Annotated in this window: 15 protein-coding genes; 5 read left to right on the top strand and 10 right to left on the bottom strand. The window is 67.7% G+C overall.

All coding sequences use genetic code 11. The features are described from left to right. Positions 1-102 precede the first annotated feature (102 nt). From ACTWQD_RS12685 to ACTWQD_RS12700, 4 genes are all read right to left on the bottom strand, one after another. Positions 103-246: an MFS transporter small subunit gene (locus ACTWQD_RS12685; RefSeq protein ID WP_443196485.1), complete on the bottom strand. Its 144-nt coding sequence runs from the start codon at positions 244-246 to the stop codon at positions 103-105. A 1-nt stretch (position 247) separates the two neighbouring features. Further along, positions 248-1,657 (bottom strand): OFA family MFS transporter, encoded by a 1,410-nt coding sequence (locus ACTWQD_RS12690; protein ID WP_443196486.1) that lies wholly within the window; start codon positions 1,655-1,657, stop codon positions 248-250. A gap of 165 nt (positions 1,658-1,822) precedes the next feature. Next, positions 1,823-4,327, bottom strand: coding sequence for a Tex family protein (locus tag ACTWQD_RS12695; protein ID WP_443196487.1), 2,505 nt, complete (start codon positions 4,325-4,327; stop codon positions 1,823-1,825). A gap of 23 nt (positions 4,328-4,350) precedes the next feature. Further along, positions 4,351-4,956: an SOUL family heme-binding protein gene (locus ACTWQD_RS12700; RefSeq protein WP_443196488.1), complete on the bottom strand. Its 606-nt coding sequence runs from the start codon at positions 4,954-4,956 to the stop codon at positions 4,351-4,353. A 266-nt stretch (positions 4,957-5,222) separates the two neighbouring features. Here ACTWQD_RS12700 and ACTWQD_RS12705 point away from each other — a divergent pair, with 266 nt between their 5' ends. Further along, positions 5,223-8,918: a TM0106 family RecB-like putative nuclease gene (locus tag ACTWQD_RS12705; RefSeq protein ID WP_443196489.1), complete on the top strand. Its 3,696-nt coding sequence runs from the start codon at positions 5,223-5,225 to the stop codon at positions 8,916-8,918. Positions 8,919-9,219: 301 nt separating this feature from the next. On the opposite strand, the gene ACTWQD_RS12710 is transcribed toward ACTWQD_RS12705, so the two are convergent. The 3 genes from ACTWQD_RS12710 to ACTWQD_RS12720 form a co-directional block, all read right to left on the bottom strand. Further along, a complete protein-coding gene (locus ACTWQD_RS12710; RefSeq protein ID WP_443196490.1) occupies positions 9,220-10,290 on the bottom strand; it encodes an alkene reductase in 1,071 nt (356 codons plus the stop codon). A gap of 82 nt (positions 10,291-10,372) precedes the next feature. Then, positions 10,373-11,428 (bottom strand): 2,3-butanediol dehydrogenase, encoded by a 1,056-nt coding sequence (locus ACTWQD_RS12715; protein WP_443196491.1) that lies wholly within the window; start codon positions 11,426-11,428, stop codon positions 10,373-10,375. A 131-nt stretch (positions 11,429-11,559) separates the two neighbouring features. Continuing rightward, positions 11,560-13,350 carry a flavin-containing monooxygenase gene (locus ACTWQD_RS12720; RefSeq protein WP_443196492.1) on the bottom strand — a complete coding sequence of 597 codons (1,791 nt, stop codon included), beginning with the start codon at positions 13,348-13,350 and terminating at the stop codon, positions 11,560-11,562. A gap of 204 nt (positions 13,351-13,554) precedes the next feature. On the opposite strand from ACTWQD_RS12720, the gene ACTWQD_RS12725 reads away from it, so the two are divergent. Beyond that, positions 13,555-14,877 carry a GAF domain-containing protein gene (locus ACTWQD_RS12725; RefSeq protein WP_443196608.1) on the top strand — a complete coding sequence of 441 codons (1,323 nt, stop codon included), beginning with the start codon at positions 13,555-13,557 and terminating at the stop codon, positions 14,875-14,877. Positions 14,878-14,891: 14 nt separating this feature from the next. Here ACTWQD_RS12725 and ACTWQD_RS12730 read toward each other — a convergent pair whose 3' ends face one another. Both ACTWQD_RS12730 and ACTWQD_RS12735 read right to left on the bottom strand, forming a co-directional pair. Continuing rightward, positions 14,892-15,656 (bottom strand): hypothetical protein, encoded by a 765-nt coding sequence (locus ACTWQD_RS12730; protein WP_443196493.1) that lies wholly within the window; start codon positions 15,654-15,656, stop codon positions 14,892-14,894. Between the two features lie 180 nt (positions 15,657-15,836). Next, positions 15,837-16,493: a DUF6318 family protein gene (locus tag ACTWQD_RS12735; protein WP_443196494.1), complete on the bottom strand. Its 657-nt coding sequence runs from the start codon at positions 16,491-16,493 to the stop codon at positions 15,837-15,839. A gap of 180 nt (positions 16,494-16,673) precedes the next feature. On the opposite strand from ACTWQD_RS12735, the gene ACTWQD_RS12740 reads away from it, so the two are divergent. The 3 genes from ACTWQD_RS12740 (at position 16,674) to ACTWQD_RS12750 (ending at position 18,155) form a co-directional block, all read left to right on the top strand. Next, positions 16,674-17,108: a pyridoxamine 5'-phosphate oxidase family protein gene (locus tag ACTWQD_RS12740; protein WP_443196609.1), complete on the top strand. Its 435-nt coding sequence runs from the start codon at positions 16,674-16,676 to the stop codon at positions 17,106-17,108. A 105-nt stretch (positions 17,109-17,213) separates the two neighbouring features. After that, positions 17,214-17,714: a very short patch repair endonuclease gene (locus tag ACTWQD_RS12745; RefSeq protein ID WP_443196495.1), complete on the top strand. Its 501-nt coding sequence runs from the start codon at positions 17,214-17,216 to the stop codon at positions 17,712-17,714. Positions 17,715-17,861: 147 nt separating this feature from the next. Next, positions 17,862-18,155 (top strand): hypothetical protein, encoded by a 294-nt coding sequence (locus tag ACTWQD_RS12750; protein ID WP_443196496.1) that lies wholly within the window; start codon positions 17,862-17,864, stop codon positions 18,153-18,155. Positions 18,156-18,178: 23 nt separating this feature from the next. Here the strand turns inward: ACTWQD_RS12750 and ACTWQD_RS12755 are convergent, their stop codons facing one another. After that, on the bottom strand, positions 18,179-19,354 hold the full coding sequence (locus ACTWQD_RS12755) for a 5-methylcytosine restriction system specificity protein McrC (RefSeq protein WP_443196497.1): 1,176 nt from the start codon (positions 19,352-19,354) through the stop codon (positions 18,179-18,181). Positions 19,355-19,403: the final 49 nt, after the last annotated feature.

Below are 19,403 nucleotides of genomic sequence, written 5' to 3' on the forward strand. Positions count from 1 at the left end.
GACTCCGCTGGTGCGGCCGTGCGGCCGCGGTCCGTGCCGCCGGCGGCGGTACGGCCGGGGTCCGTGCGGTCGTGCGAGGGGGCCAGGGAACCTGCAGCGATGTCAGCCAAAGAGGGCCGCCACACGGGTCAGGGTCTCGTAGACGCCGTAGCCCAGCGGCACGCCGACCAGTGCCCAGGCAACCACCAGTTTTCCGGTGGCCGGGTTTACCGGTGTCTGGTTCGCAGATGTCTGCGCAGTGCTCATCTCAGGCCTCCATGGCGGGTTCTTCGGAACGGGCAGGTTCGGTACGGGCAGGCTCGGGGCGCGGTTCGTGGAACCGGCTATCCACGGGCTTGACCAGCAGGTTGGCCACGAAACCGATCACCAGCAGCCCCACCATGGTCAGCAGTGCGGGCTGGTAGGACGCGGCGGTGAGCTGGCCGGGTTTGCCTTGGGCGTCCAAGAACGCGTTGACGATCAGCGGCCCGGCGATGCCGGCCGCGGACCAAGCCGTCAGGAGCCGGCCGTGGATCGCCCCGACCTGGAACGTGCCGAACAGGTCGCGCAGGTAGGCCGGCACGGTGGCGAAGCCGCCGCCGTAGAAGGAGATGATGACAAACGCGAGCGCCACGTAGAGGAACGTGGTGGCGGAGCCGGCCAGCGCCAGCACCGTGTAGAGCACGGCGCCGACCCCCAGGTACATCATGTAGATGCGCTTGCGGCCGGTGATGTCCGACGTCGCGGACCAGGCGAACCGGCCGGACATGTTGCCGATCGAGAGGAGTCCCACGAAGCCGGAGGCGACGGCGGCGCTCACCAAGGAAACGCCGTCGGACTGGCGGAAGAAGTCCTGGATCATCGGGGCGGCCTGCTCCAGGATGCCGATGCCGGCGGTGACGTTGCAGAAGAGCGCGATCCAGACCAGCCAGAACTGCCGGGTCTTGACGGCGTTCTTTGCGGAGACGTTATCCGTGGTGACCAGTGTGGCGGCCTTGACCTTGGACGGGTCGAAGCCTGCGGGCTTCCACCCGTCGGCCGGGACTTTGATGGTGAAGGCGCCGAACAGCATGTACGCGAGGTACACGGCGCCGAGCGTCAGGAAGAGCTTGCCGACGGCGTCGCCGCTGGCCACCCAGCCCTGGGCGCCCGAGTTGGGGTCGTACATTTTCAGCAGGGCGGTCGAGACGGGGCTGGCGATCAGGGCGCCGCCGCCGAAGCCCATGATGGCCATGCCGGTGGCGAGTCCCGGGCGGTCGGGGAACCACTTGATGAGGGTGGAGACCGGCGAGATGTAGCCGATGCCCAGGCCGATGCCGCCGATGAACCCGTACCCGAGGTACACCAGCCAGAGCTGGCCGCTGAAGATGCCCAGCGAACCGATCAGGAAGCCGCTGGCCCAGAACACGGCCGAGGTGAACATGGCCTTGCGCGGGCCGTTCTTGTCCACCCAGGTGCCCATGACGGCGGCGGAGAGGCCCAGCATCACAATCGCGATCGAGAAGATCACGCCGATTTCAGTCAGGCTGGCGCCGAAGTGCTTGACCAGCGCCGTCTTGTAGACGCTGGTGGCGTACGCCTGGCCGATGCACAAGTGCACGGCGAGCGCCGCGGGCGGCACCAGCCACCGGTTGAATCCCGGTGGGGCGATGGTTCGTTCACGGTCCAGCCAGCCCATAAGTGCTCCCTTTGCTTCAGACGTCGGTGTCCCTGCGGCATAGAGGCGAAAGCCCCGATCAGGGCCGTTGCCTTCGGCAATCATGGTGCAGATCGTCAGCAAACGTACTATTTGTGCGCCAAGCGGTAGGAATCCAGCGATGAGCGGCAGGCGGCCGCGGCGGACCTACTTCCCCAGACCGGCCCTCCGCAGCGCCTCCGCCATCGCCGTGTTGGCCGGGGCGGATGGCGGCCCCTGCCGCTTCGGCTGGCCCGGCACCTGCCGCTGCGGCTGGCCCTGGCCTTGCGGTTTAGGCCGCCCCTGGCCCTGCGGCTGGCTCTGGCCCTGCGGCTGGCTTTCTCCCTGCTGCCCAGGCCCGCCCTGCCGGCCCCGCGGCGACGGTGCGCGGCCCGCGGAGGCCGCCGGTTCGTCGTCGAGCCTTAGCGTCAGGGAAATGCGCTTCCGTTCCGGGTCTGCCTCCAGCACCTTCACCCGGACCACTTGGCCGGACTTGACCACCTCGCGGGGATCGGACACGAAGCGGTTGGCCAGCGCGGAGACGTGCACCAGCCCGTCCTGGTGCACCCCGACGTCGACGAACGCTCCGAACGCCGCCACGTTGGTGACGGTGCCCTCCAGCACCATCCCGGGCCTGAGGTCGGAGATCTTCTCGATACCCTCCGAGAACGCCGCCGCTGCGAACGCCGGGCGCGGGTCCCGGCCGGGCTTCTCCAGCTCGGCGATAATGTCCTGCACCGTGGGCAGGCCGAACGTGCCGTCCACGAAGTCCTGCGGGTCCAGGGCGGCGTAGCTGCCCGCGGCCGGCGCCGTCCCGGCGGCCGCCCTGATCTTCCGCGCCACCGGGTAGGCCTCGGGGTGCACGCTGGAGGCGTCCAGCGGCTCGGCTCCCCCGGTGATCCGCAGGAAGCCGGCGCACTGCTCAAACGCCTTCGCGCCCAGCCGCGGCACCTTCTTCAGCTCGGCGCGCTTCGTGAACGGGCCGTGCTCATTCCGGTACGCCACGATGTTCTCGCTCAGCAGCGGCCCGACGCCGGCCACGCGGCTGAGCAGCGCCGGGGAGGCCGTGTTCACGTCCACGCCCACCGCATTCACACAGTCCTCCACCACGGCATCGAGGCTGCGGTCCAGCTTCGCGGCGGTGACGTCGTGCTGGTACTGCCCGACGCCGATCGACTTCGGCTCGATCTTCACCAGCTCCGCGAGGGGGTCCTGCAGGCGCCGGGCAATGGACACGGCGCCGCGCAGGGAGACGTCCATTCCGGGCAGCTCCGCCGCGGCCAGCGCCGACGCGGAGTAAACGGATGCGCCGGCCTCGGACACTACGATCTTCTGCGGCTTGGCGCCGGGGGTCGCCGACTCCGTGCCGGCGGCGAGCTGCTTGAGCAGTTCCGCCGCAAGCTTGTCCGTCTCCCGCGACGCGGTGCCGTTGCCGATCGCCACAAGTTCGACGCCGTGCTTCCGGGCCAGGCCCACCAGCGTCCGCAGCGCCTCGTCCCACTTGCGGGCCGGGGCGTGCGGGTAGATGGTGTCCGTCGCCACCACTTTGCCGGTGCCGTCCACCACCGCGACTTTGACACCGGTGCGCAGTCCCGGGTCCAGGCCCAGGGTGGCGCGGTTTCCGGCCGGCGCGGCGAGCAGCACGTCACGGAGGTTGGCGGCGAAGACCCGGACGGCCTCGTCCTCGGCGGCGGCGAACATCTGGCTCCGCAGGTCGGCCGTCAGCCGGGCCAGCACCCGCGAGCGCCACGCGGTCTGGGCGGTCTGCAGCAGCCAGGCGTCGGCGGGCCGGCCGCGGTCGGCAACACCGAGGAACCGGGCCACCGCGGCTTCGTAGCGCCCGCGTGCGGCGGTGAGGGCGGCGTCGTCGTCCGGTTCCGCCTCGGCGAGGTCCAGCTCCAGCACGCCATCCTTCTCGCCGCGCAGCAGCGCCAGCACGCGGTGCGAGGGCATGCCGGCCGGCTGCTGGGAGAAGTCGAAGTAGTCCTTGAACTTCTGTCCTTCGGCGTCTTTGCCTTTTTTGACGCGGGACACCATCCGCCCCTGGGTCCACAGCCGCTCCCTGAGTGTGGCGGCCAGGTCGGCGTCCTGCGCCACGCGTTCCACCAGGATGGCGCGGGCTCCGGCGAGCGCGGCTGCGGCGTCCCCGACGGAGTGCTCGGCGTTGAGGTATTTGGCCGCTTCTCGTTCCGGATCCAGCTCCGGCCGCTTCAGGAGGGCGTCGGCCAGCGGCTCCAGCCCGGCTTCGCGGGCGATCTGCGCTTTAGTGCGGCGCTTGGACTTGAACGGCAGGTAGATGTCCTCCAGCCGCGACTTCGTATCGGCGCCGACGACGGCGGCCTGCAGTTCCGGTGTCAGCGCCCCCTGGGCGGCAATCGCCTCCAGCACGGTCCGACGGCGGTCCTCGAGCTCGCGGAGGTACCGCAGGCGTTCCTCCAGGTCGCGGAGCTGGGTGTCATCGAGCGTCCCAGTGGCTTCCTTGCGATACCGGGCGATGAAGGGCACGGTGGAGCCGCCGTCGAGCAGGTCCACGGCCGCCTTGACCTGCCAGGCCTGCACACCGAGTTCGGCGGCGATCTGGGCGGCGATGCCCGACTCCTGGGTCTGGGGAGCCTGGGTTTTGGGCGCCGGTGTGGAAGCTGACGGGGAAGGGCGGTGCGGGAGTTGAGTCACCCTGCCATTTTGCCTTACCGCCGTCAGGGGCCGTGCTGGTCCGCAGGCGGCGCCGGCTCCTGCACGTCCTGGACTACCTCGTTCCGCCGCAGGAACCACGGCTTGAACGGAGGATCGAACTGGGCAAACCGCGGCGGCCCCACGGCGGTCAAGCCGACCAGTACCAGGGCTGCCTGGAGGCCCTCGTTGCGCCGTTCAAAGGCAGCTGCCGAGCCGCTGCCCGAGAACCGAAGGGCAGCCGCCAGGGACGCAGGGACGGCCCGAATCCTGACCCGGGGGTCCGCGGGGACCGGCGCCGTCTCCGCCGTCGTGCCTGCGGGGAGGACAAAGGCGACGACAAAATCAGCAGGTCCACCGCGTCCCGGCAGCGGACCGCTCTGGAGCACCGGGGCGGTCATCGCCAGCTTCTGCGAAGGACCGGGCTCCTGGACCACCGGGGCCGTCATGGCCAGCTTCTGCCGGGCATTGTTGTTGCCGCTGATGTAGTTGAACAGGTGCCGGAAGGCAGCATTGCCGGCCCGGTCGAACGTTGCGTTGACCTCTATTTCGGCCACAACGTGCGCGGGATAGCGGCGCAGCTCGAAGTGTGCGTAGCGCTGGACCAGCTCGAAGGGTTGCTGTTCGGTCATGTCACCAGACCCTACGCCGGGCCTGCGACAGGAACCAGCCCCTCCCGTCCGGGGTCCGCGCCGGATTGTCGGAGGGCTTTGATAGCTTGAAGAACAGATGGGCGGGCAGCACCGGCTGGACGTCCGGGCCGCAGGGCCATCTGTAGTGACTTATCTGAATTCGGATCCGAACTCGCAGCTGTATTTTGCATCAGTATTTTGCATCTGTATTTTGCATCTGCGATGCGGGGCCAGCGGCACCGCATCACATCAACATCGGGGGCACAGTGTTTTTCCTTGAACCGGAAGTGCCGGGTTCCGCACGGGACCTGATTTTCTCCGCGAGCGATCTGGTGATCGCCGCCAGCTGTGAGTACCAGCTGCTCCGGAAGCTCGACGAGAAGCTGGGCCGCTCCCCCAAGGCCGACTTCGCGGACGATGAGATGCTCAAACACGCCGCCGTCCTGGGCGACCTGCACGAGCGGAAGGTGCTCGAGACGTTCGTGGCGGACTTTGGCCACTGGGATCCGGCCGCGGCGCGCGGCGTGTACGACGTGGTCCCGGCGGACACCATGGACCGCGCCACACTGGAGGCCAAGCACGCCGAGTCCATCGAGGCGCTCCGCGCGGGGGCCGACGTCGTCTTCCAGGCCGCGTTCTTTGACGGCCAGTTCCACGGCCGCTCGGACTTCCTGGTCCGGCAGGCCGGCGGCAGTTACGCCGTCTTCGACACCAAGCTGGCCCGCCACGCGAAGGTGTCCGCCCTGCTCCAGCTGGCTGCCTACGGAGACCAGCTCCTGAAAGCCGGGATCACGCCGGACCCGGCCGTGACGCTGGTCCTCGGTGCCACGGTGCAGCTCCCGGATGGCGGCTTCGACTACGTCCGCAGCCACCACAAGCTCGCCGAGGTGCTGCCGGTTTTCCGGGAGCGGCGGGACAGGTTCGTGGCGCTGACCTCGGCTCACCGGGCGCAACCCGGCACCGTGGCATGGGACGCCCCCGGTATCACCGCGTGCGGCCGCTGCGATTACTGCCAGGAACAGGTCAAGGCCACCGACGACCTGCTGCTCGTGGCCCGGATGAATTCCGCCCAGCGCAAGAAGTTCCGTGCCGAGGGGATCCGCACCGTCCGCCAGCTCGCCGAAGCGGCCCTGGCCAACACCAGCGCGGCACAGCTGCGGCTGCGGGAGCAGGCCCGGATGCAGAGCGGCATCGGCCCCGCGGACGGTGAGGTGGGGTTCGTCAAGGACGGCGAAGTGCACAGCATCCGCTTTGGGGTGATCCCGGAGAACTCGCTCGCCGAACTGCCCACCCCTAGTGAGGGGGACATCTTTTTCGACTTCGAGGGCGATCCCCTGTGGCAGGAAAGCGCCACGGGCGTCTGGGGGCTGGAGTACCTGTTCGGCGTCATGGAGGCACCGGCGGCGCGCGGCGTGGCCGGGGTGTTCCGGCCGTTCTGGGCGCACACCCGGGAGGCGGAGAAGCAGGCGTTCCTCGACTTCCTCGACTACGTGGAGAAGCGCCGGCGGGACTACCCCGACATGCACGTCTACCACTACGCCCCGTACGAGAAGACTGCGCTGCGGAAGCTCTCCGTGATGCACGTTGCCGGCGAGGACACCGTGGATGGTTGGCTCCGCGAGGGGTTGCTGGTGGACCTGTACCAGACGGTCCGCAACAGCATCCGGATTTCCGAGAATTCCTACAGCATCAAGAAACTTGAGCCGCTGTACATGGGGACCAACCTGCGCACCGGGGAGGTGAAGGACGCCGGCGCCTCGGTGGTGGCGTACGCCCGCTACTGCGATGCGCGCGACGACGGCCGGGCCGAGGAAGCCGCCAGCATCCTTGCCGGGATCGCCGACTACAACGAATACGACTGCCTCTCCACCCTGGAGCTCCGGAACTGGCTCCTGGGACTGGCCCGGGAGCGCGGGATCCAGCCCGGCAGCGGGCCGGGTAGCGCCGGCGGTGGGGGGCCTAGCGGCGGGAGCGGGCGGGGCGGCATCGAGCCTGGCGCGGAGGCGGACCAAGCCTCGTCCGACGGGGCAGGCCACGGCGAGGCGACGACCGCCGTCGGAGAAGACGGACCACCCGGGGCCGATGCCGCCCTTGGCCCTGTCGAGCGGGCGCTGCTGCAAGCCGCTTCGTCGGACAGCCGTTTGTCCGCCGACGACCGCAAGGCCGTCGCCATGCTGGCCGCGGCTGTCAGCTACCACCGCCGTGAGCGCAAAGCGTTCTGGTGGGCACACTTCGACCGGTGCGAGAACGGCCCGGACACACACGAGCGGGACCGGAATGTTTTCCTGGTTGAATCCGCGGAGATCCTCGACGACTGGCAGCAGTCGGGCAAAAAGCTGCCGGAGCGGCGGGTCAAACTGACCGGAACGGTGAGCCCCGGCTCAGATCTGCGTGAGGGCAGCAAGTGGTTCCGGATGTACGCGCGGCCTCTTCCGGCCGGTTTGGAGGGGACGGGCAAGGATGGATTCGGCCGGAACGGATGGTTCGGCACGGAAGTACTGGGACTTGGACATGATGACGGCAAGGACACCGTCATCATTCGGGACCGGCTGCACCGGAAGATCCCGCCCCACAACCAACTCCCGATTGCGCTGACGGAGGACCAACCCCTCGCCACCAAGAGCCTTGAGCAGGCGCTGGAATCACTGGCCGGGTCGGCGGTGACCGGCCTGGCGGCGGGCTCACTCCCCCGCCACCCGGCTCTGGACCTGATGCGGCGCCTACCGCCGAGGCTGGCTTCCGGCGCCGCCCTCCCGCAGCCCGGGGAGGGTCCGGACCGGTTTGTCGATGCCATAACGGACGCTGTCCTGGCCCTCGACCACTCCTACCTGGCGGTGCAGGGCCCTCCGGGAACAGGCAAGACGCACGTGGGATCGCACGTCATTGCCCGGCTGGTGGCCCGCGGGTGGAAGGTCGGCGTCGTCGGGCAGTCCCACGCGGTGGTGGAGAACCTGCTGAAGACGGCGGTGGCCAAGGCCGGCGTCAGCCCGGCGCTGGTGGCCAAGGATGTGAAGCACAATGAAGCTTTGCCCTGGGAGCAGCGCTCCCCGAACGAAGTGGCGGCGCTGCTGGGCCGGCCCGGCGGCGCGTTGATCGGCGGCACGGCGTGGACCATGACGGGTGCCACTGTCCCGGCCGGTGCGCTGGATCTTCTGGTGATCGATGAGGCCGGGCAGTTTTCCCTGGCTAACACCCTGGCCGTGGCGCAGGCCAGCAGCCGGCTGCTGCTGCTCGGCGATCCGCAGCAACTCCCGCAGGTGAGCCAAGGCGCCCACCCCGAACCGGTGGACGAGTCGGCGCTGGGCTGGGTCTCCGCCGGGCATGCCACACTCCCGCCGGAACTGGGCTATTTCCTGGCCGACTCGTGGCGGATGAACTCGGAGTTGTGCCGGGCGGTCTCGGAACTCTCGTACGAGGGCAGGCTGCACTCAGCCCCGGCGGCTGACCTCCGGCGGCTGGAGGGGGTCCCCGCCGGGATCGAAACCGTCATGGTGGAGCACAGCGGCAACATCACGTCGTCCGTCGAGGAAGCTGCCGAGGTGGTCCGCCAGGTGGACCGGCATCTGGGCCTGACCTGGCATGCGGAAGAGGGCGCGCGGCCGCTGGGCGAGACGGACATCCTGGTGGTGGCCGCCTACAACGCCCAGGTCAACGTGATCCGCGAGGTCCTCGATGCAGCGGGGCTGGCCGGTGTCAGGGTGGGCACGGTGGACAAGTTCCAGGGCCAGGAGGCCGCCGTCGTGATTGTGTCCATGGCCTGCTCGGCGGTGGCCGAGGCGCCGCGGGGCATGGAATTCCTGCTCTCGCGCAACCGCATCAATGTGGCGGTTTCCCGCGGCCAGTGGCGCGCCGTCGTGATCCGGGCGCCCGAGCTTACCAACTACCTGCCCGTCCACCCCGAGGGCCTGGAGCAGCTGGGCGGGTTCATCGGCCTGTGCCAGCGCTCGGTCGCCGCCAACTGAAAGGGGACATGCCCATTCTTAACGCCGAAGAGTGGGCAGAATGGGGTTCTGCCCACTGCCTGAGGCTTCCGAGGGACATGTCCAGTGGTGAACGTGGGTGGCGGCGGGACATGCCCATTCTTCGCGGCGGGGCCCAACGGACATGCTCATTCTTCGTGGCCAAGCCCGACGGACATGCCCGTTCTTAAATCCGAAGAGTGGGCAGAATGGCATTCTGCCCACTCTTCGTGGATAGCGAGGGACATGTCCGGTGGTGAACGGGGCCACCAGTGGACATGTCCCGTGGGACTAGCTGCTGGGACTAGTTCTGGTACGCCGGGTAGTCCGTGTAGCCCTCGGCGCCGTCGGAGTAGAACGTGGTCGGATCCGGTTCGTTGGTCGGAAGCCCGTCACGCCAGCGGCGGACCAGATCCGGGTTGGCGATCGCGGGCCGGCCCACCACTACCGCGTCGGCGTGGCCGTCCGCAACAATGGACATGGCTTCCTCGCGTGTGGTGATGACACCAAACCCGCTGTTCAGCAGGAAGGTTCCGCCGAACCGGGTGCGCAGGTCGCGCACCAGCTCGCTGGCGGGGTCCCTGTGCAGCACACTCAGGTAGGCGAGCTTCAGCGGCGCCAGGGCGTCCACCAGATGGGCGTAGGTTTCCTGCACGTCGGCCGCGTCGGACTCGAGCGCCCCCTGGACGTTGTGCTCGGGCGAGATCCGGATGCCCACGCGGTCCGCACCGATGGCATCAGCCACGGCCTGGGCGACCTCAATGACGAAGCGCGCCCGGTTTGCGGGCGAGCCGCCGTAGACATCGTCGCGCTGGTTGGCGGCGGGGGTCAGGAACTCGTGCAGCAGGTAGCCGTTGGCGGAATGCAGCTCCACGCCGTCGAACCCGGCGTTGATCGCCTTGCGGGACGCCGTGACGAACTCCTCGATGATGCCCGGCAGTTCCGAGGTGTCCAAAGCCCGCGGAACGGGGAACGGCTTCTTCCCTTCGTAGGTGCGGGTCTCGCCGTCGATCGCGATGGCGCTGGGGGCGACCACTTCGTAGCCGCCGGTGGTGTCCTCATGGGTGACCCGGCCGGCGTGCATCACCTGGGCGAAGATCCGCCCGCCCTCGGCGTGCACCGCCGCCGTCACCTCGGACCAGCCCTGGAGCTGCTGGTCCGTGACGAGCCCGGGCTGGCCCGGGAAACCCTGGCCAGCGTGGCTCGGGTAAGTCCCCTCGCTAACAATGAGGCCAAGCGACGCCCGCTGGCGGTAGTGCTCCACCACCAGCGGCCCGGGAACGCCTTCCCGGCCGGAGCGGACGCGGGTGAGCGGCGCCATCACCAGTCGGTTGGGCAGTTCCAGCTCGCCGAGAGTCATCGGGGAAAACAGCATGCGCGGTTCCTTTCACCAGGGATTGGGTTCCCTGATGCCAACTGCCCGGCGTCTGCAAGTATTCCGGATGCGACCCGGATCACTACGGGTGGACGATGATTTTGACCGCTGTGTCGTTGTGGTTGATGAGTGTGTCGAAGCCCTTGTCCACCAGATCTTCCAGGGCGATCCTGCCGGTGATGAAGGGTTTCAGGTCGACTTTGCCCTCCTGGACGAGCTTGATGGCGGCCGCGTGATCACCGCAATAGGCGATGGTGCCGCGCAGGTCGATCTCCTTCAGGACCACCTTCTGCATGTCGACGGTGGCTGGATGCCCCCAGATCGACACGTTGACCACGACGCCGGCCGGTTTGACGACGTCGAGCATGGTGTCCAGCACCGCGTTCACGCCGGCGCATTCGAAGGCCGCATCGGACCCCGCATCATCGGTCAGTTCCAGCACCCGGGCCTTGACGTCGTCGGAGCTGGGGTCCAGGACGTGGTCCGCGACGCCCGAGGACACGGCCTTCTCCTTCCGCGCGGCCGACAGTTCGGTGACGATCGTAGTGACGCCGAGTCCCTTGAGGACCGCTGCGGTCAGCAGCCCGATGGGGCCGGCCCCGCCGACGACGGCGACGTCCCCGGCTTTGACGTCGCTGCGGCCGACGGCGTGATAGGCCACCGCGAGCGGCTCGATGAGCGCGGCTTCGTCCAGCGGGATGTCGCCGACCGGGTGAACCCACCGGGTGTCAATGACGATTGATTCGCTCAGGCCGCCGCCGCCGCCGGCCAGGCCGATGAAGCCGAGCTTGGTGCACAGGTTGTAGTGGCCGCTGCGGCACGGTCCGCATTCGTTGCAGACGATGTACGGCTCCACGACCACGCTGTCCCCGACGGCGAGCCCGGTGACGCCCTCGCCCAGCTCCTCGATGGTGCCGGAAAATTCGTGCCCCAGGGTGACCGGCGCTTCTTCGTGGGAGATCGGGTGGGGGCTCCCCGGCGGCGGCGTAAAGATGGGCCCTTCCAGGAATTCGTGGAGGTCGGTTCCGCAGATCCCGCACCAGGCGACGGCGATCTTCACCGCTCCCGGACGCAGCTCCGGCACCGGCACATCGTCGATCCGGAGGTCTTCACGGGCGTGGAATCGTGCTGCTTTCATAGTGTTTCCTTTGCTTGAGGGCCGTGGACGCGCCGGGTCCGGCGCGTCCACGGCATGTCGCTGGATAATCACAACGGGTGCCGCCCTCCCCAGTGTGGTTCCCGGGGCGGGGATTGTCACTGCCTTGCCGGTCAGCGCGTGTGGTGGGTGGGCTGAAGCTCGAACACCGGTGTGGGCAGTCCCTCCATCCGCGCCTTGAGCTGCAGCGCAAGGTAGTTGGAATAGTGCCGGCTCTGGTGCAGGTTCCCGCCGTGGATCCAGAGGTTTTCCACGTTGGTGGGTTTCCACATGTTCCGCAGCTCACCTTCCCAGGGGCCGGGGTCCTTGGGAGTATCGGAGCCAAAGCCCCAGCACTTCCCGACGGCGTCGGCCACCTCGGGCGAGACCAGATCGGCCAGCCAGCCGTTCATGGATCCGTAACCCGTGGCGTAGATGATGGCGTCCGCTTCCAGTTCCGTGCCGTCGGCCATGACGACGGCGTTCCCGGTGATCTTGCCGACCTCACCGCTGGCGAGCTTGACCCGGCCGTCGATGATCAGCTGCGAGGCGCCGACGTCGATGTAGTAGCCGGAGCCGCGGCGCAGGTACTTGAGAAACAGGCCGGAACCGTCCACGCCGAAGTCCAGGTCGAAGCCGGCGGCTTCCAGCTGGGAGTAGAACTCGGCGTCGCGTTGTGCCATCTCGGTATAGATGGGGATCTGGGCTTCGGGCAGGATCCGGTAGGGCAGGGAGGCAAAAAGCAGGTCGGCTTTTTCGGTGGTGACGCCATTGGCCAGGGCCTCCTCCGAGTACAGCCCGCCCAGGGCGAGGTCCATGAGGGATTCGCTGCGGGCAATGTGCGTGGAGGAGCGCTGCACCATGGTGACGTCGGCGCCGTGCTCCCACAGGTCGGCGCAGATGTCGTGCGCCGAGTTGTTGGAGCCGATCACCACGGCCTTCTTCCCGGTCCAGTCCCCGCCGCCCGGGTGCTTGGACGAGTGGTACTGCTCCCCCATAAAGGAATCAGCGCCGTCGAACACGGGAACGCTGGGGTAGCCCGAGACGCCCAGTGCGAAGACCAGCTGCTTGGGGCGCAAGGTGACCGGTGCGCCGTCGCGCACCACCTCCACCACCCACTCCCCGGCGGCGTCGTCGAAACGGGCGCCGGTGCACTCGGTCTTGGACCAGTAGTTCAGTTCCATGATCCGGGTGTAGTGCTCCAGCCAGTCGCCGATCTTGTCCTTGGCGGCGAACACCGGCCAGTCGTCGGGGAACTTCATGTACGGCAGGTGGTCGTACCAGACCGGGTCGTGGAGGTGGAGCGACTTGTAGCGGTTCCGCCAGGAGTCGCCGGGGCGGTCGTTTTTCTCGATGACGATGGTGGGCACGCCGAGCCGGCGCAGCCGTGCCGCCAGGCCGATGCCACCCTGGCCGCCGCCGATGATGACCGTGTAGGGCTGCTCCTCGTAGCCGAGCCGGGCTTCCTGTTCCTCTTTCAGCTCCAGCCAGGATTTACGGCCCCGGGTGATCTCGTGGGCGACGCCTTTCTCGCGGCGGGGTCCCTTCTTTTCCTCGAAGCCCTTGAGCTCCTGCATGGTGGTGAGGAGGGTCCAACATTTGCCGTTGCGAAGGCGCAGATGGGCGTGGCCGCGGGCCTGGGCAGTCTCGAAATTGATCCAGGCCTCGGTGTTGGCGGCGTCGCCGGTGGCGTCTTCGGCCAGTGTCCAGTTGTGCGGCTGGACGTCGTCCAGGGTCGCGTTGAGCATACGGCCAATGTCTTCCTTGCCTTCCAGGGTCTTGAGGTTCCAGGTGAACGAGACGAAATCGCGCCAGTACGAATCGTCGTCGAAGAGATCAAGCACGTCGTCGATGGTGCGGCTGCGCAGCGCTTCCTCGAACTGCGCCAGCCACGCCTCGACCACGCCGTTTGGTGTCCCGGGCATGTTTCCTCTTTCCATTGCTGACTGTGGGTCGCTCCGATGCGCGGCGTCCAGACCGCGGCGTGACCCGCATCACAAGTAAAAGTCGCAGGGGGTTACAATCGGGTTACACAGAGCTCCCAGGCCCCCGGCCGGCGCAGAAGCCGGCCGGGGTTTGCCGGAGCTCAGCCACGTGCGACGATTCGACGGCGAGTTGGGAGAATGAGCATGCGCCAGGGCGGCCACTCCATCACGCAGCTCGCCGACCTGCGGTTTTCCGCGCCGGCCGAGTATGCACGGGCCCTCCGGACGGCTCATGAGGCGTCCGTGGCCGGCACCTCGAATCCGCACTTGTCGCCATCCCTCGCCAAATCCTGGCAGCGGTCCCTAGCGCTGGGCATCAACCCGGACCAGCACCGCCCGGTGCACCGGCACGACGTGTCTGAGGCCCGCTCGCTGAGTGCCGGCCACCGCCTGGCCGCCGTGATGCCCGCGCTGTCACAACTTCTGGCGGACGAGACCGCCACCGGGCGCCACCTGCTGATCGTGACCGACCACGAGGGTGAGGTGCTGTGGCGCGTCGGCAGCAAACAGGCGTTGAAGCTGGCGGACTCCCTGGAGTTCGTGGAAGGCGCCGATTGGTCCGAGTCCGGCGTCGGAACCAACGCCATCAGCGAGGCTCTGGTGACCGGCGCCCCTGCACAGCTCTTCTCGGCCGAACACCTCGTCCGGACCCACCACGACTGGGCCTGCACCGCGTCGCCGATCCGCGACCCCTTGACGGGCGACGTGGTCGGCGTTCTGGATGTGTCCGGACCGTTCGAGTCCGTCACGCCGGACAGCCTGCGGCTAGTGCGGTGCGGCGTGCGGCTGGCCGAGGAGCTCCTGAAGTCCACTGCTACCGCTGGCGCCGATGGTTGGCCGGGCAGCACTCCTGCGGGCCGCCCCGGAAGCGGAATCCAGTCCCTGCTGACGCTGCGGCTGCTGGGGGACGCGCCGTCGGCAGCGCTCGACGGCGGTCAGGGCCGGCCGCTGACGCTGCGCCGGGCCGAGATCCTGGCCCTGCTGGCGTCGAGGACCCAGGGTTGGAGCGCCGACGAACTGGCCTACGAGATCCACGGCGACGCGGGCACTCCCGCGGCGATCCGGACCGAGATGCACCGAATCCGCAGCGCGCTGGGCAATGTGGTCGACGCGAACCCGTACCGATTTGCGCCGACGGTCAAGGTGGTGACGGACGCCGCCACCGTGGCCAGGCATTTGCGCGAAGGCCGGGTGGCGGAGGCCCTTGCCGCCTACCGGGCCAGGCTGCTGAACCGTTCGAGCAACCTCGCCGTCGGGTTCATGCGCGACGAACTCAATGACGCCGTCGGGGCCTCCGTACGGTCCAGCGGCGATGCCCGGCTGATGCTGCAGTGGTGCACCAGTGACATGGGTTCCGCCGACACCGCGGCCGCGGCATCCCTGGCTGCGCTGCTGGGGCCGAAGGATCCACGCGGGCAGCTGGTCAGCGCCCGAATGGAGCGGCTTGACCGGGAGCTGCGGGCTTAGACCCTGAACTGCCGTCAAGGCGCGGGCGGCACGACGCCGGGGCAACCCTGTCCCTGCGGGTTGCGGAGGCAATCGTCGGCATAATTCCGGGTGATGGAGCGCCAGACGCTGACGGTCTGGGGCGGGGAACTGAATTGCCCTTGGCCCGGGATGGGCAACGGCGGGCCGCCGTTGACCGAGTACGTGCCCTGAAAATGAGTGGTCAGGACCACCGGGAAATCGCCGGTCTGGGTGTAGACGTGGCTGGTGGCGGTCTTTTCGCCCCAGCGGTCCTGGGGCAGGGGTCCCCCGGCCGCAGTCTGCGGCCCCAGCGACGTTCCGTCGCCGTAGCTCCAGGTGTACTGGACGGGCTTGGCGACGACGTGGACTTTCTGGGCCAGGATGGTGATGTCGAATTGCTGCTCGGTTGCTTCTGCGAAGAAGTTGGTCTCGGCGCCCCGCAGGGTATGCGGACTCGGCTGCGCGGTGACAGATCCTGCGGCGACCGGCAAACGCTGGAACTCCGTCTGGATCATGGCGGCAATCCGGGGCAGCAGGTCCTCCGGCCTCGGATCGAAGAGGCACGTGGGGCCGGAGTGGTACGTCCACGTCGGGTTTGGCACACCAGCCGGGGCCTTCAACCAGACGACCGGGATACCGTCATTTCCGTCGGGGCCGTTCTTGCAGTCGACAACAACAGCGAGGCAGTCCGTGTCGAAGTCGCCGCCGCCCAGGTGGCACTGCAATTCGTACTTGTACTGGTTGGGGTCGGCGCTAGGAGCCCCCGGTTGAAGCGCCACAAATTTCCCCGTCGCAGGGTCGAGCCTGTAGCCGCCGACGCTGACACTGTCGGGAGTCCAATCACTGAATATATCGGGCGGCTCAGCGTGAGCTGATGCAGGAGCCAAGGACACGACAATCGCCGCTGCGATAATCCGGGCGGTCATGTAGCGCCGGACGCTCTCAGTTGGTCGCACGACCTAACCGACGATTCTGCCGACATCGGCGACAGCCCACGCTCCGTCGCTATAAGTGACAAACAGCAGATTGCCCGTGTCGTCAGGCTGAGGGTCGCTACGGGCTACGCTGGCGTCCTGCCTCATATAGGTAAGCGGCGTTTGCTGTGCCTGCACGGCTACCTGGTACGTGGAGTCCTCGTCACGAATGAACTCACTGCTCACAGACGGAGTCGTGATCTTTCCACCAATGAGCCAGCGACCCTCCGCATGCCATGCCCGGATGACGCTTTTCGCCTTCTCACACGGCCCACAGGCAGGCGACGTAACTGCTTCCAGCGGGGCCAAATCACCTGTTTCGTATCCATAACTCAGCAGGCTGAACCAATAGGCGGCGAAGGCGATCGCACCTTCCTTCGTCTCCGCCTTCGCAGCCTCCGGGAGCACCGGAACGGGGACATTCTCTGCCCTGCCGGAGGCGTCCGCCGGCTTGTAACTGGCCGTTGGCGTGGGGGTGGCGGATGGGGTGGGCGACGCCGTCGGGCCTGGGGATTCTGGCGCGGCTGTCGCTCCGGGCGTTGTACCTCCGCCGGTGCAGGCGGCGACCGGCAGAATGAGTAGCGCTGCCAGCACCGCGCAAATGCGCCTGTGACGGCCGAAATGTGCGGTGCGAGATGTCATGGTCAGCTACTCCCCCGATAGAAAATCAAGACGCCTGAAGCCAAACAATGCCTTAAGGGTAACCGACGTTACATTTTGGGGTTGGAAGTTATCCACAGGGTCCCGACCGGGCACCGTTTCACCGATTTTCCCTGCTCAAGCCTCTGGCGCTTTTCTACACTGCCCAGAACAATGAACCCCATGATGTTCGAACATGCAGATGAGAACCCCGTCCTCGTACTCGATGACGATCAGTGCTGGAAATTGATCGAGGGCACTAAGCACGGCCGGCTGGTGGTCACGGTCAGCGGCGAACCCGACATTTTCCCGGTGAATTACGCCGTGAGCGGGCGGAAGCTCTACCTCCGCACGGCGCCGGGGAACAAGCTCGCGGAGCTGACCATCAACGCCAAAGTGCTGTTCGAAACGGACGGCATCCTGGCCGACGAGGCGTGGTCGGTTGTCCTGCGCGGCACGGCCCGCGTGCTGGACAACTCCGCGGATATCGCAGCCGCAGAAGCCCTAGGTCTCAAGCCGTGGGTGCCCACACTCAAGGACTTCTACGTCGAGATTGCACCGACCAGCGTCACCGGCCGGCACTTCCAGTTCGGCGAGCATCCGGAACGGGAAATCTAGAAACCGTACGACGACGGCGGCGACCTTCCGCCGTCGTCGGCAACGCCGCCTGCCCTGCCCGAGCCCGCCCGATCCCGGCAGGACACCGCCGCCTAGACTTGACGTATGGCGGACAAGCTGACACCTGAGCGGCGCAGCTGGAACATGTCCCGCATCCGCGGGAAGAACACCAAGCCGGAACTGCTGGTCCGCCGGCTGCTCCACGCCAAGGGTTACCGCTACAGGCTGCACGGCACTACCCGCGGGGGCCGGCTCCCCGGCAACCCGGACCTGGTGTTCGCAGGCCGCCACAAAGTCATCTTCGTCAACGGCTGTTTCTGGCACTTCCACGACTGCCGGGTGGGGCAGCACGCTCCCAAAGCCAACGCCGAGTTTTGGGAAACCAAGCGCACCCGCACCCGCACCCGCGATGCCCTGCAGCGCCAGCAACTGGAGAGCCTGGGCTGGGACGTCCTCACCGTCTGGGAGTGCGGCCTTGCGGACCTTACGGCGCTGGAGGCCCAGCTGGACCAGTTCCTCGCCGACCCAATCCCGCCAGGCAGCGCGCGCTCCGACTCCGCAGGAGATTCATCGGCAGAACCGCGCGTCGAGCCGCGGGAATCCTAGCCGGATTTGGTTGAAGACGACACCTAAAAAATAGGCCAGCGGCCATGCGCGACAGATTGTGTTGCCTCAGGTAATATCCGAATCTGGGGACAAGGACTCTACTGATTCCGCACTTACTCATCTTTTAACTCCACGGGAGAGCGCCAGATGCCGCACTTGCTGAGGTCCACCACGTCGCCGAGGATCCACAGCGGTCCGTCGAGAACGTCCCCCGGCTACCGGCCGCAGGGATACGGGCAGTCCACCGAGGTGGACCACGACCTCGAGCCCCTCCGCCGGCAGGTATCCGCGATCATTGATGCGATCCTTTCCGACAGCAAGCCTGAAGAGGCGCACGTTCGCGAGAAGCTCCGCCAGCACATCAATAACAACCCGGGCCAGCCGGAAAAGGCTCTCCTGTGCCACCTCCTGGCTGTTTCCCTGGAGCAGGAAGCCAGCTAGCGGCGCCTGCCAGAAGAAATGCGTCAGCGGCTGATGGTCGCCTGGCGCACCAGTTCGCCCCATGACTGCTGCGCGAGGTCCGCCACGGAGGCCAGAATTTCCGAGGGCGGCTTCGACAGGTCCAGCGGGAACTCCACCACGTCAATGTCCGTGTTCAGGATCCGGCGCAGCTTGATCTCGCCGGCGCCCGGATACACCAGCCACGCGGTCGGCACCCGCAGTGACGTGCAGTACGCCAGCATCCGGTAATGGTCCCCCGACAGTGAGGCACCGGCGTCGGCCGCGGCCTGGTACTTGGCGTCGTAAACCATCACCGGCCGCCCGCCCAGCAAATGGACTGCACCGGGCCGCACCACGATCCGGTCCGAGTCGCGGACCGCCTCGTTGAGCAGGGCGTTGTAGCGCAGCCGCATCTCCCCCGGGTACACCGCCATGGCCTCACGCAGCGCCGTGCCGACGAAGTCCTCGAACACAACGGACATGTCCACCACAAACGACGCCGACTGCTGGGCGCCGTCGCCGGCCTCGGCCGAGGCATGGCGCAGGACCACTTCGGCGAGCCGCAGGGCAGCCTGGTAGCGCGTGTTCATCCGGCTGGCCCGCCACACCGGCAACGGCGCGCCGGACTGCAGGCGGGTCACGGCGGCGAGCTTGCCCTTGAGCTGGCGCAGCCGGCTCAGCACCTCCGGCCGCACCCCCGGGACTTGGGACATCCGTTCGAGCGCCGCCCGCAGGATACGGTTCTCCGCGATGTCCTCAGTGAACTCGTCATAGGAGACCTCCAGCGGCACCAGCATGCCGGGGCGCCGGGAGATCTGGTCCGAAATGCGGATCCGGCCCTTAACCGTGCGCAGGGAGTCGTCCACATTCAGGTAGCCCTGCAGCACGCCGCGGCTGAGCGCCCGTTCGGCGAGCTGCGCCAGCGATTCGGCCAGCGCGCTCCACAGGTCCGCTTCCTCGACCGCGGCCACGGGCTCCTCCCGGAAGCCCTGGTCCCCCGCGTAGCCGAGCAGAAAAAGGAGCCGGTCCAGGCCCAGCCGGTCCTTGGGCCGCACCTCCAGCTGCACCGCCGGCGTCCGCACGGAACCGACTTTCCCCACCGGCTCGATCCGGTACAGCCCCAGGCCCATCGGCGATGCCTTGGCCAGGCCGCTGCCGTTGATGTACGCCGCACTGTCCGGGGTCAGCCGCTCGACCACGCCGCCGGAGAGTTCATCGAGGACAATCCGGCGGACCTGCCCGGAACCC

Source organism: Pseudarthrobacter sp. 1C304 (assembly GCF_052245515.1).
Lineage (GTDB): Bacteria > Actinomycetota > Actinomycetes > Actinomycetales > Micrococcaceae > Arthrobacter.